The sequence below is a fragment of the Streptomyces kebangsaanensis genome (assembly GCF_001906585.1).
GTDB lineage: Bacteria > Actinomycetota > Actinomycetes > Streptomycetales > Streptomycetaceae > Streptomyces > Streptomyces kebangsaanensis.
In genome coordinates this window covers 67,096-80,171 of sequence record NZ_JUJA01000145.1, presented here as the reverse complement: position 1 = coordinate 80,171, position 13,076 = coordinate 67,096, and the positions used below count along the sequence as shown (strand labels likewise).

The 13,076-nt window shown below is 72.2% G+C and carries 11 protein-coding genes; 4 read left to right on the top strand and 7 right to left on the bottom strand.

Annotation, left to right across the window (positions count from 1 at the left end; genetic code table 11):
* The 7 genes from RH94_RS22300 to RH94_RS22270 all read right to left on the bottom strand — a co-directional run.
* Positions 1 to 492: BMP family lipoprotein (locus RH94_RS22300; RefSeq protein WP_143204053.1), on the bottom strand; the 492-nt coding region annotated here is incomplete at its 3' end.
* A 234-nt stretch (positions 493 to 726) separates the two neighbouring features.
* Entirely contained in the window at positions 727 to 1,767 is a 1,041-nt protein-coding gene (locus tag RH94_RS22295) for a BMP family lipoprotein (RefSeq protein ID WP_073949281.1), read from the bottom strand.
* A 233-nt stretch (positions 1,768 to 2,000) separates the two neighbouring features.
* Entirely contained in the window at positions 2,001 to 3,245 is a 1,245-nt protein-coding gene (locus RH94_RS22290; RefSeq protein WP_073949279.1) for an amidohydrolase, read from the bottom strand.
* 306 nt (positions 3,246 to 3,551) lie between these two features.
* Complete coding sequence (locus RH94_RS22285) at positions 3,552 to 4,670, bottom strand: hypothetical protein (RefSeq protein ID WP_073949277.1); 1,119 nt, start codon at positions 4,668 to 4,670, stop codon at positions 3,552 to 3,554.
* 35 nt (positions 4,671 to 4,705) lie between these two features.
* On the bottom strand, positions 4,706 to 5,644 hold the full coding sequence (locus RH94_RS22280) for an N-acetylneuraminate synthase family protein (protein ID WP_073949297.1): 939 nt from the start codon (positions 5,642 to 5,644) through the stop codon (positions 4,706 to 4,708).
* Between the two features lie 20 nt (positions 5,645 to 5,664).
* Complete coding sequence (locus RH94_RS22275; RefSeq protein WP_073949275.1) at positions 5,665 to 6,918, bottom strand: N-acylneuraminate cytidylyltransferase; 1,254 nt, start codon at positions 6,916 to 6,918, stop codon at positions 5,665 to 5,667.
* A 32-nt stretch (positions 6,919 to 6,950) separates the two neighbouring features.
* Positions 6,951 to 8,267 (bottom strand): DUF6716 putative glycosyltransferase, encoded by a 1,317-nt coding sequence (locus RH94_RS22270; protein ID WP_073949273.1) that lies wholly within the window; start codon positions 8,265 to 8,267, stop codon positions 6,951 to 6,953.
* Positions 8,268 to 8,465: 198 nt separating this feature from the next.
* Between RH94_RS22270 and RH94_RS22265 the strand changes: the two genes are divergently transcribed.
* The 4 genes from RH94_RS22265 to RH94_RS22250 all read left to right on the top strand — a co-directional run.
* Complete coding sequence (locus tag RH94_RS22265) at positions 8,466 to 9,443, top strand: glycosyltransferase family 2 protein (protein ID WP_073949271.1); 978 nt, start codon at positions 8,466 to 8,468, stop codon at positions 9,441 to 9,443.
* Positions 9,443 to 10,774 (top strand): polysialyltransferase family glycosyltransferase, encoded by a 1,332-nt coding sequence (locus RH94_RS22260; RefSeq protein WP_073949269.1) that lies wholly within the window; start codon positions 9,443 to 9,445, stop codon positions 10,772 to 10,774. Before RH94_RS22265 ends, RH94_RS22260 begins: the two co-directional genes overlap by 1 nt.
* A gap of 124 nt (positions 10,775 to 10,898) precedes the next feature.
* The gene (locus tag RH94_RS22255; protein WP_073949267.1) at positions 10,899 to 11,864 is read left to right on the top strand and encodes a glycosyltransferase family 2 protein; all 966 of its coding nucleotides are present in this window, start codon (positions 10,899 to 10,901) and stop codon (positions 11,862 to 11,864) included.
* A 3-nt stretch (positions 11,865 to 11,867) separates the two neighbouring features.
* On the top strand, positions 11,868 to 13,076 hold a 1,209-nt coding region (locus tag RH94_RS22250; RefSeq protein ID WP_234425953.1), incomplete at its 3' end, for an alpha-2,8-polysialyltransferase family protein.

Genomic DNA, 13,076 nt, shown 5'->3' with positions numbered 1-13,076 from the left:
CTTGGTGGCCTTGGCCGCCGCGACACCGGCCAGGTAGGAGGCCTCCTCCTCGTGGAAGACCATGTCGGCGACGTTGTCGGCCTCGACCTGCTCGTCGTCGATGATGCCGAAGGTGGTCTTCGGGAACTTGGGGGCGACCTCCTTGATGGCCGACGCGTAGACGTAGCCGACACCGATGATCGGGTTGTAACCCTGCTTGGCCAGCGTCTCCAGGCGCTGCACCTTGTCGGCGTCCGACTCGCCGTCCTGCGGCTCGACGTCCCGGCCGCCGATGCCCAGCTCCTTCTCGGCCTTCTGCAGACCGGCGTAGGCTGCGTCGTTGAAGGACTGGTCGCCCTTGCCGCCGATGTCGTAGGCCAGGCCGATGCCCTTGCCCTTGCCGTCGGAGGACGAGGTGGACGAACTGGTCGAGCTGCTGCCGCAGGCGGAAACGCTGACGGCGAGGGCCGCAGTCGCAATGCCTGCAACCGCGATACGGGACACCCGGCGCATGGAACGAGACTCCTTCGTGCAAGCGCCCATACCAGGCGCTGGTTCCGCCGCAGCGTAACGCGCGTAGACCAGACGGAAAACCCCTTCTGTCCGCTCTGTTATCGACCTGTGGCCACATCTGCCGGCCGCCCTCACTGACAGCAGTACGCCCCTCGCTCAAGGCGAGGGGCGTACGGGTGGGGCGGGTCCCGGCGGGCGTACGGGGGCCTGCCGGGGCTCCGTTCCGGACAGCCGTCACTGCGTCTTCACGGTGACCTTGCCGTCGATGATGTCCTGCCTGGCCTTGTCGACGGCGGCGACGACGTCCTTCATCGCCCGGTACTTCGGGTTGGAGTCGGCGAAGCCGACGCCGCCCGACTTCAGGTCGCCGCGCACCTCGCCGCTCAGCGGCTTGCCCTCGACCACGGACTTGGTGAGCTCGTAGACCGCGCCGCCGACGTTCTTCAGGGCCGAACCGAGGATCCAGTCCTTGTACTTGGCCAGGGAGTCCTGCTGGTACTGGTCGGAGTCGACACCGATCGCCCACACCTTGTGCTCGGCGGCGGCCTTGATGACGCCCTGACCGGACAGGCCGGCCGCGTGGTAGACGACGTCCGCACCGGCGTCGATCTGGCCGTTCGTCGCGTTCTCGCCCTTGTCGGGGCTGGAGAAGCCACCCTCCTGCGCGGTCTGCGTCAGGTACTGCTTCTCGATCTTGATCTTCGGGTTGACCGACTGCGCACCCTGGACGAAGCCCGCCTCGAACTTGCGGATCAGCGGGATGTCCACACCGCCGATGAAGCCGATGTGGTTCTTCTTGGTGGCCTTGGCCGCCGCGACACCGGCCAGGTAGGAGGCCTCCTCCTCGCGGAAGACCATGTCGGCGACGTTGTCGGCCTCGACGGTGTTGTCGTCGATGATGCCGAAGGTGGTCTTCGGGAACTTGGCCGCGACCTCCTTGACGGCCGGCCCGTAGACATAGCCGACGCCGATGATCGGGTCGTAGCCGGCCTTGGCGAGCTGTTCGAGGCGCTGCACCTTGTCGGCGTCGGACTCGTTGTCGTTCGGCTCGACGTCCCGGCCGCCGACCTTGAACTCCTTGTCGGCCTGCTGGAAGCCGGCGTACGCGGCGTCGTTGAAGGACTGGTCGCCCCTGCCGCCGATGTCGTACGCGAGACCGATGCCCTTGCCCGAGTACGTCCCGGACGAGGACGAGGACGCGGAGGAACTGCCGGTCGACTCGTTGCTGGTCTTGCCGCACCCGGCGGCCGCGAGGGCGACGACCGCTACGGCCACCGCGACTTGGGAGAACCTGGTCCTCGATGAGTTCACACGCACAGCAAGTACCCCTTACTTGCCCACGGCGCCGTCACCGGCCCGCAGCCCCATGAGCCGCCTGTGGTGGCGATTCCGGCGCACAGTAACGCGCGTAGAAGTAGAGGGGAACGGGGTTTCTCCCCGCCGTTACCGAACCGTGCCGACAGCGGGCGAAGGGGTACCTGACGGGGTGCCCCTTCGCCGGTGGCCGCTCAGCGCGTCGGGTGCAGCAGGGCGGCGGCGGTGAACAGCTCCACACCGACCCTGATGGCGGACTCGTCGGCGTCGAAGTCCCCCTGGTGCAGGTCGCGCACGGTCCGCTCGCCCGGGGTGCGCACCCCGAGGCGGGCCATCGCGCCGGGCACCCGCTCCAGGTACCAGGAGAAGTCCTCGCCGCCGAGGCTCTGTTCGGTGTCCTCCACGGAGTCGGCGCCGCGCCGGGCGGTCATGGCGGCGCGCAGCAGTTCGGTCGCCTCCGGTTCGTTGACGACCGGCGGCACCCCGCGCACGTAGTTGATCTCGGACTTGGCCTTGTGGAGGTTGGCGATCTCGTCGATCGCGGCGACCACGATGTCGGGCGCCTGCCGCCAGGCGTGGATGTCCAGGCAGCGGACGGTTCCGGCGAGTTCGGCGTGCTGCGGGATGACGTTCGGGGCGTGCCCGGTCTCGATCCGGCCCCAGGTCACGGCGAGCCCGGCGCGGGTGTCGACCCGGCGGCCGACGAGCGCGGGCACGTCGGTGACGACCCGGGCGGCGGCGGTGACCAGGTCCGTCGTCAGATGCGGCCGGGCGGTGTGCCCGCCGGGGCCGTCCAGCTGGATCTCCAGCCGGTCGCAGGCGGAGGTGATGGCTCCCTGGCGCAGCCCGACCCGGCCGGCGTCGACCCGCGGGTCGCAGTGCACGGCGACGATCCGGCCGACGCCGTCCAGCGCCCCGCTCTTGATGACCTCGGCGGCGCCGCCGGGCAGCACCTCCTCGGCGGGCTGGAAGATCAGCCGCACGGGCCGGGGCAGCAGCCCCCGCCGGTGCAGGTCGGCGAGGACCAGTCCGGCGCCGAGCACGACGGTGGTGTGCACGTCGTGCCCGCAGGCGTGGGCGCGGTCGGGGACGGTGGAGCGGTACGAGCACTCGCTCTTGGTGTCGGGGATGGGGAGGGCGTCGATGTCGGCGCGCAGGGCGAGCAGACCCGGGCCGCCGTCCGGCCCCCCGGGGTCCGCACCGATGTCACAGACGAGCCCGGTCCCGGCCGGAAGCACCCGCGGCGCGAGCCCGGCCTTCTCCAGCCGTTCCTTGATCGCGGCGGTGGTGCGGAACTCCTGGTTGCCGAGCTCCGGGTGCATGTGCAGGTCGCGCCGGAACGCGACGAGCTCGGCGTACAGCGCCTCCGGCAGGGTGCCGGGAAGAGCGGCGTCCGCCGTGGCATCAGCGGGGAGATCGGCCTCGGACTCTGGGGACATCAGCTGTTTCACCCTTTGAAGGGTAGGACGCCCAGGCGGTCGACTGCCCCACGATCAACAAAAATTCAACCCGTCAGGGGGAGAAAAACTGGCCGCCCGGCGCATGGGCATTGGCTGGGGTGGGTAAACTCGCCCGCCTTGACCGGCCGAGCGGATCACGGAATCCCGGAAGTATGACGCTCGCCACACTCCTGGCATCCGCCCCTTTTTTATGCTTTTCTCCACGGATACCACGCCCCGCCCGAACCACGCCCGAGATGTTCACCTGCCGGACGGACGGTCCGTGCCGGGCCCCGGCGGGCGCTGTCAGCCGGCCGGGGCCGTCCGGGTGAGGCGGTGCACGTCGCGGGCGGTGCCCGTCACCCCGGACAGGAAGCCCCGGGCCCGCGGGGAGGCGTGCGCGGTCAGCCAGCTCGGGTCGATGTCGCAGGCGGCGACGCGGACACCGGTGCCGGCCAGGGCCGGCGGGAGGGTGTGGAGGACGGTGGAGGGGAAGCTGAGGACCGTACGGCCGATCGGGCCGCGCCGGGCGATCAGCTCCAGCGGGAGCTCGGGGCGGACGATCTCCAGGCCCGTCTCCACCGCCAGCCGGTGGAGTTTCCAGGCGCTCTCGCGCCGGTGGGCGAAGTAGCGGGTGGCCCCGTGGGTCCTGGCCAGCCCCCGTACGGCGTCCAGGTACCGGTCGCCGTCGACCACGCCCGTCTCCACCAGGGACGTACCCACCAGGTCGGTACCCCTGGTGACCCGGGGCGGGCCGAAGCGGGCGCGGGTCCAGGCGAAGCGGTTCGCGGTGGCGGTCACGCCGTCCGGGACCTCCTCGACCGGCATGGCCGAGAACACCTCCACCCGGCGCCCCTCGCCCGGTGTCAGCCGGCGCCGGGCCGCGGCGGACACCGGGCCGAGGAGGAGGTCCCGCGGGCCGCGGCGGCCCCCCTTGCGGTGCCAGCGCACCAGCCGCTCCCCGCGGGCGAGCTGGGTGACGAACTCCATCGTCGCGGTGCCGTCGTCCACGACGACGAGGTCCCGCGCCCCGGTGATCGTCAGCAGCAGCTGGACGTACCGCGAGAACGGATCGCCCATCACCACCCGGTCCGCCCGCCGCAGCAGCGGGGCGAGTCCGCCGACGGTCCGCAGCGGCGCTCCCGCGCCGCCCCGCGCCTCCTCCCACCGCACCTCGTGCCCCTCCTCCCGCGCCAGCTCGGCCATCCGCCGCAGCTGACCGCGGCTCATCGGGTCGGTCGGCGACAGCACGACGAGGGTGATCCCCGGGGCGCGGGGCGCCGGGTGGCGCCCCGCCTGGGAGGGGATCAGGCCCGTGCGGGAAGGGGCCCCGGAGGCGGTGGGGCGGTCGTGGGCGTGGGCCCACTCCAGTACGTTCAGCAGCTGTACCGGGCTCTCGACGAAGGCGAGGGTGCGGGGGCTCATCGGCGCGGGACCCTCCGGGGGTGGGGGGCTCGGTCTCACACCGCTACCGGTTCGCCCGCCGCCGCGGCGATCTCCGCCTCGGCGACGACGCCGGTGACGCGGCGCAGCTTCTTCATGGGGCCGAGCTCGGAGTCGTAGACCTTCTTCACGCCGTCGCCGAGGGAGGCCTCGATGGTGCGGATGTCGCGGACGAGGCGGCTCAGGCCCTGCGGCTCGACGGACGCGGCCTGGTCGGAGCCCCACATGGCGCGGTCCAGGGTGATGTGGCGCTCGACGAAGGTGGCGCCGAGGGCGACCGCGGCCAGGGTGGTCTGCAGGCCGGTCTCGTGGCCGGAGTAGCCGATCGGGACGTTCGGGAACTCCTGCTGGAGGGTGTTGATCATCCGCAGGTTCAGCTCCTCCGCCTTCGCCGGGTAGGTGGAGGTGGCATGGCAGAGCAGGATGTTCTCGCTGCCCAGGACCTCGACCGCGTGGCGGATCTGCTTCGGGGTCGACATGCCGGTGGAGAGGATGACCGTGCGGCCGGTGGCGCGCAGGGCGCGCAGCAGCTCGTCGTCGGTGAGGGAGGCGGAGGCGACCTTGTGGGCGGGGACGTCGAACTTCTCCAGGAAGGCGACGGCCTCGGTGTCCCACGGGGAGGCGAACCAGTCGATGCCCTTCTTCTTGCAATAGGCGTCGATCTGGCCGTACTCCTCCTCACCGAACTCCACGCGGTGGCGGTAGTCGATGTACGTCATCCGGCCCCAGGGGGTGTCGCGCTCGATGTCCCACTGGTCGCGCGGGGTGCAGATCTCGGGCGTGCGCTTCTGGAACTTGACGGCGTCGCAGCCGGCTTCGGCGGCGGCGTCGATCAGCTTGAACGCGTTCTCGATGTCGCCGTTGTGGTTGATGCCGATCTCACCGGTGACGTACACGGGGCGGCCGGGGCCGGCCTCGCGGGTACCGAAGCGGCGGATGCGGGAGCTGGGGTTCACGGTGCTCATGAGGTGTTTCCTTACTTGGGGAGGGAATCGAGAGAGGGGCCGAGGATCCAGCCGGCGATCTCCCGGATCGCGCCGTCGCCGCCGGGGACGGTGGTGACGGCGCGTGCGGCGCCGCGTACGGCCTCGTGGGCGCTCGCGACCGCCACGGGCCAGCCGACGAGGGCGAAGCACGGCAGGTCGTTGACGTCGTTGCCGACGTAGAGCACGCGCTCGGGCGCGATGCCCTGCTCCTCGCACCACTGCTTCAGGGCGAGGTCCTTGCGGTCGACGCCGTGCAGCACCGGGAGCCGGAGCTTGTGGGCGCGGGCGGCGACGACCGGGTTCTGCTCCGTGGACAGGATCAGCATCTTCAGGCCCGACCTGCGCAGGGCCGCGATGCCGAGGCCGTCCCCGCGGTGCACGGAGACGAACTCCCGTCCGTCGGAGTCGATCAGCACCCTGTCGTCGGTCTGGGTGCCGTCGAAGTCGAGGACGACCGCGTCGATGTCGCCGGCGGTCGGGAGGGCGCCGGGCCTGCCGAAGTCGAGCAGGGGGGCCAGGGCCCGGGCGCGGGCGAGGTCGTGCGGGTCGTCGATCTCCAGCACCCGGGCGGGGTCGGTGCGCACCAGTTCCGTACGGCCGAAGAAGCGGTGCCGGTGCTCGCGGAAGCCCTGGGCGTCCATCGCGTAGGCGGCGCCGGTCTCCAGCAGGTCCTGGGGGCGGTCCTGGCGGCGCGGGCGGAAGGACTTGTCGTGGTTGACGCCGTGACCGCCGTCGGGGGCGGCCGGGTCGGCGTCCGCGGCCCCGTCCGTCGCGTCCCGCCAGAGGAAGCCGTGGAAGGGGGCGACGGTCACCGCGGTGTCGGCGCGCTGCTCGACGACCGCGCCGGCGACCCCGTCGACGTCCTCGCGGACCAGGAAGGGGCTGGTGCACTGCACGAGCAGCACCACGTCCACCGGGGTGCCGTGCAGCGCCTCGTGGGCCTCCAGGGCGTGCAGGACGGCGGCCTCGGAGGTGGCCGTGTCGCCGGCGATGGCGGCGGGCCGCGACACGACCTCGGCACCGGCCTGCCGGGCGGCGGCGGCGATGGCCCGGTCGTCGGTGGAGACGACGACGTCCGTGACGTACCGCGCGGCCCGGCACTCGCGCACGGCGCGCGCCACCAGGGGTACGCCGCCCACGGGCGCGAGGTTCTTCGCGGGTACGCCCTTGGAGCCGCCGCGCGCGGGGATCACCGCGAGCACCCTGCGTTCCGGGGCGCCCCGGTCCGTCGGCGGGTTGGGCATGGGATCAGCTCCTCGAGCGGTCGTCGGGTCGGTCACAGCTCGCCCATCCGCCGGATCACCGGGGCCACCCGCTGCACGCCGTGCCGGTAGGCGCCGCGCGCCGCCCGGCGCACGATCTGCCGGACCGGTCCGGGCTCCTTGTCGGCGGTGGGCGCGCCGGGCAGCGGGGTGCCGTCCGGGCCGAGGTGGTGGCGGGCGAGGATGCCGGGCAGATAGCCGGGTGCGGTCGTGGGCGTGTAGTACGGGGTGAGCGGCGGCAGTCCGCCGGGGCGGCCGAGCAGCTCGGTGATGCGTTCGCGGGCGGTGTCGAAGGCGGTGGCGTACGCGCCGTCCCCGGCGGCGACGCCCTGCCGGCGGACCCACTCCTCGTCGGGCACCGGGCGGTGTCCGGCGTCCAGTTGGTCCCAGGAGGCGAGGCATCCGGAGCCGACGAAGTGGTGGTTGCCGAGCGCCTCGCGCACGCCGAGGTCGGTGAGGACCGCGGTCGGGACGCGGCGGTGCAGGGCCTCCAGGGCGGCGGTGGAGCTGACGGTGACCAGCAGGTCGGTCCGGTCGAGGACCTCGCCCATGTGGCCGTACACGAGGCGGAGGTTGGGCGGCAGCCCGGCCTTCCGGGCCAGCTTCTGGTACGGCAGTTCCTCGATGTGCGTGGTGTGCTCCCCCGGCCTGGAGCGCAGCTTGAGCAGCACCTCGCGCTCGGGGTGGAGGCGGGCGTGCCGGATCAGCCGGTCGAGGAGGTACGTACGGTCCCCGCGGCTCTCCGGCACGGAGGGCTGGGCGGCGAACACCACGGTGCGGGGGTCGTGCCGGCCGGTGTGGGCCGTACCCCCGAGGAACGGCAGGGCGACCTCGGTGACGGCGGAGGCGTCGGCGCCCACGCCCTCGTACACGGCCCGGAAGCGCTCGGCGTCCTGGCGGGAGTTGGCGAGGACGAGGTCCGCGCCGTGGCGCAGCAGCAGGCCGTCGGCGAGCTTCTCGTAGACGACGCCGACGTAACCGGTGACGACCACGGGCCGGTCCGGCCGGTCCTCCCAGACGCGCCCCAGTCCGTGCAGCATCGCCTGGACCCCGCCGCCGACGAGGGCGAGCACGAGGATGTCGTACGGCTCCTTCGCCATCTCCCGCAGGAACTCGGCCGCGGTCACCTCGCGGAGCGAGTCCGCGTGGACGCCGACCTCCCCGAGCTGGCGGGCGGTGGGGGTGGCCCGGCCCCGCAGGAGGTAGCCGTCGAGAGAGACGTCCGCGTCCTCGGGAGCGACACGCCGCACGGTGAGCGCGCCCCATTTCCACCGGGTGTCGGAATCCGCGAGAACAGCCACTCGCCGGGAATTCTTCGCACTTGCTGGCACGTCGAAGACCGTAGAAAGGCATTTCTAGGTTCCGCCCAACCCGACCGCAACAAACGGTTAACAGCACTTCACCGAATGGCGAATCGGGCCGCGATCGGCGCAAGAGCGGAACGGGTTCACATCATCGCCACGCGTCGTTCACCCGCTTTCCAGCTGAAGGCAAAGACGCAGGCGAGGCCGCGCCCTAATGTCACCCGCGTGGTCAAGCTCTCCGTCATCGTGCCGTTCTGCAACGTGCGGCCCTACGCATCCGACGCCTTGAGGAGCTTGCGGGCGAACGCCCGTGAGGACTTCGAGTTCATTCTCGTCGACGACTGCTCGCACGACGAGACTCCGGACCTCCTCGCGCGCGCGGAAAGCGAGTTGCCGGGCGCGGTGTATGTCAGACACGAGAAGAACGAAGGGGTGGCGACCGCGCGCAACAGCGGGATCGACAGGGCGCGCGGCGAGTACCTGACGTTCCTGGACGGGGACGACTGGCTGGCCCCCGGCCACTACCCCCGGCTCCTCGCGGCGATCGAGGAGCTGGGGTGCGACTTCGTCCGTACCGACCATGTCCGGTGCACCGGGCGGGCCCGCTCCGTCCACCGGGTGCCGCACGGCCGGCGCGGTGTGGTGATGAACCCGCGCGACGCCATCCTGCCCGCCGACCGCTCCACCTCGGTCGACTACGCGTACGCGTGGGCGGGCGTCTACCACCGCCGGCTCGTCGACCGCGGCCTGCTGCACTTCACCGACGGGCTGCGCACGGCCGAGGACCGGCCGTGGATCTGGAGGCTGCACCGGGAGGCGGACTCCTTCGCCGTGGTGGGCCTGCCGGGCGTCTTCTACCGGCGGGGCGTCGCCTCCTCGCTGACGCGGATCGGCGACGTGCGACAGCTTGACTTCATTCGCGCGTTCGACCAGGTCGTCGAGGAAACGGCAGGTGACCCCGAGGGCGACAGACTGCTCCCGAAAGCCGTGCGCACCTACTGCGCGGTCATCGCCCATCACCTCTCGGAGATCGACAAGTTCGAACCGGCCGTGGCCAAGCGGTTGCGGGTGATGAGTGCCGCGGCGATCGGACGCCTGCCCCGGGAACTGGTCACCGACGCCCTCGACACCATGGACCTGGACCGTTCCTCCAGACTGCGGCGGCTGCGGCGCCGGATCACCACGGCGAGGGGAGCCGCCTGATGTCCCGTACCACCCAGATCTTCTGCGCCTCGACGCCGTACAACCTCGCCACGCTGGCGGCCGCGATCGGGTCCGGCTGCTTCGCGGAGGCGGAGCGGCGGGTGCTGCTGGTCGTCGACGACTCCGCGACCCCGGAGACCGCACCGGCCCTGGAGGGGATGCCGGGCTTCGCGCCGCTGCGTCGCCACTTCGACGACGTGCTGTCCTGGAACGAGGTCATCCGCCCCTTCCACCCGGCGGCCTGGACGCCGCGCCCCGACGACATCCCGCTCCTCGAACGCCATCTGCGGCTGCTGTGGGGGCTCGGCGACGACCGCGTGGAGCTGGTCCTGGGGCCCCTCCGGGCCGGGCCGGCCCTGACGGTGGCCCAGCTGTTCCCCGAGGCCCCGATCCACGTCTGTGCCGACGGCCCGGTGGGCTACGGCCCCACCCGCGACAGGCTCGACCCGCTGGTCGGCACGCGCGTACGGCAGTTGCTCCACCTCGACCTGGTGCCGGGCCTCAGGCCGATGCTGCTGACCGAGTTCGACGTGCCGGCGCGCGTGGTGCCGACGCCCGCCTTCCTGAAGACGATGGGTGAGGTCTCCGAGCACGTCGGCGCGTTGCCCGCCCTGCCGGACGACGCGGCGCTGCTGCTCGGCCAGTGCCTGTCCGCCCCCGGCGCCCTCTCCCCCGCGGAGGAGGAGGACCTGTACGTACGGATGGTGCGGGGAGCCGTCGAGCGCGGCCACGGCACCGTCGTCCTCAAGCCGCACCCGGCCGCGCCGGTCCGCCGCGGCCGGGCCCTCGATGCCGAGGCCGAGAAGCTCGGCGTGGACCTCACCGTCCTGGACACGCCCGTCCCCGCCGAGGTGCTCTTCGGGGCGGCCCGGCCCGCGCTGGTCGTCGGCTGCTCCTCGACCGCGCTGTTCACGGCGTCCGCGCTCTACGGCCTGCCGGTCGCCCGCACCGGCACCAAGGCGCTCCTCGGCCGGCTGACGCCGTACCAGGACGGCAACCGGGTTCCCGCCGTCCTGGCCGACGCGGTACTGCCGGACCTGGAGCCCGGCCGGGGCGAGGACGCCGTTCCCGCCGACGAGCTGAACGACCTGGTCACCGCGGTCGGCTTCACCATGCAGCCGCGGATCCACCGGTCCCTGCGCCCGGCCGCGGAGCGTTACCTCGCGCAGCACTTCGGCCCGCGCACCCAGCACTACTTCGGACGCAGGCGGCTCACCTCGCTGGGGCTCCCCGGCGGCATCCCCCGGCAACTGGCGTTCCTGCCCCGCAGCTCCACCGCGCGCCGGGTGGTACGGCGGGCGCGGGCGCTGAAGAAGGCCGTACGCGGCTGAGGGACACCAAGAGTTCATCGCCGATGCGCACGGAGTTCATCCCGCCGCCTCGGGCGGCACCGCCCCCTTCGCCAGCATCGTCAGCCTGCTGCCCGTCCCCGACCTTCGAGTGTGAGAGGCCCGCGTGCCGAGACTGTCCGTCGTCGTCCCCCTGCACAACGTGGAAGCGTTCGCCGAGAACACGCTGCGCAGCCTCGCCCGCAACGCGGGCCCCGACGTCGAGTTCCTGCTCGTCGACGACTGCTCCACGGACTCCACCCCGCAGGTGGTCGACCGCTGGGCGGAGAAGCATCCGGGCGCCCGGGTGATCCGGCACGAGAAGAACATGGGAATCGCCCAGGCGCGCAACAGCGGTATCGACGCGGCGAGCGGCGAGTTCCTCACGTTCCTCGACGGCGACGACTGGTACGGGCCGGGCCACCTCGCCGAACTCGTGCGCGCCATGGAGGAACTGGGCTGCGACTTCGCCCGTACCGATCACGTCCAGGCCACCGGCACCGAGCGGGTGGTCCGGCGGCCCCCGGCCCCGGTGCGCAACACCGTGATGGATCCGCGCGACGGAATAGCGCCGGCCGACACGGAGACGATGGTCGACTACCCCTTCGTCTGGGCGGGGATCTACCGCCGGCACCTCTTCGACGACGGCGGCATGCGCTTCGCGACCGAACTGCGCACCGCCGAGGACCGGTTGTGGATCTGGCGCCTGCACCTGAAGGCCAGGACGTACGCCTCCCTCGGTCTGCACGGCGTGTTCTACCGGCGGGGCGTCGCGACCTCGCTCACCCAGGTCAAGGACTCCCGTCAGCTGGACTTCATGCCGGCGTACGACGCCCTGCTGCGGGATCTGCTGCGGGACCCGGAGGCCGAGCGTTTCCTGCCCAAGGCCGTACGGACCTACTGCGCCATGATCGCCTTCCACATCGGCAAGGCGAACGAGTACGAGCCCTCGACGGCCCGGCGACTGCGGCGTGAGGCGAGGGCCGCGCTCCACCGCATGCCCGAGCACGTGCTCGAGGAGACCCTCAGGACCATCGACAGCACTCGGAGCAGGTTGCTCAGCCGCCTGCGTGACGGGCGGAAGGCTGCCTGAACCATGTCCCGCAAGACCCAGATCTTCCAGGTCTCGACCCTCTACGGAGCGGCCACTGTCGCCGCGGCGCTCGACGCGGGCCTGTTCGGGCCGCGCGAGGAGGCCCGGCGCATCCTGCTGGTCTCCCACAACGCCGCCGTGCCGGAGACGGCCCTGCGTCTCGACGAGATGCACGGCTACGAGCGCGTGGCCGGCCGGTTCGACTCGGTGGCCGGCTGGAACGAGGCGATCAGCCCGTACCACCCCAGTGCCTGGGGTCCGCGGGAGAACGACACGGTGCTGTGGCAGAGGGCGCTCCGCCTGCTGTGGGGCATCGGCGAACGGGACCTGGTCGAGCTCGCCGTCGAGTCGATCCAGGTCAACCCGGCCCGTGCGCTGGCGGCGATCTTCTCCGAGAGCGCCGTCCACGTGTACGCCGACGGCCTCATGAGCTACGGCCCGACCCGGGACAGGCTGCCGCTGACCATCGCGCGCCGCATCCGGCGGCTGCTCCATCTCGACCTGGTTCCCGGCCTGAGGCCGCTGCTGCTGTCCGAGTACGGCGTCGGGCCCGAGGTCGTCCCGGACGAGGCGTTCCGCGCCGTGCTCGACGAGATCTCCCGGGACGCGGCGGACGACCCGCGGCTGGCGCCCGTCCTCCAGGAGGCGCCGACGGCCGTGCTCCTGGGCCAGTACCTGGCGGCGCTCGACATCCTGAGCGCGCGGGAGGAGGAGGACCTCCACGTCCGCATGCTCACCGGGGCCGTGCGCGCCGGGCACCGGTCCCTGGTCTTCAAGCCCCACCCGACGGCACCCGCCGACTACTCGGCGGCGCTGAGGAAGGCGGCGGCGGACGCCGGCGTCCGGCTCACCGTGCCGACCGCGCCGCTGCTGGCCGAGACGCTGTACCACCACTGCCGTCCCGCACTCGTCGTCGGCTGTTTCTCGACGGCGATGACGACCGCCTCCGCCTACTACGGCGTGCCCGTCGCGAGGGTCGGGACCGCGCTGGTGATGGAGCGCCTCAAGCCCTACCCGAACAGCAACCGCGTGCCCCTGGCCGTGATCGACCACCTGGTGCCCGACCTGGAGCGCGGTCAGGCCCCGGCTCTCGTCGGCACGGCCCCGGAGACGTTGTCACCGCTGGTCCGGGCGATCGGCTTCTGCATGCAGCCCAGGACGTACCCGGAGCTGCGGGAGCCGACGGCGGACTGGCTGCGGAGCAACCTGGCC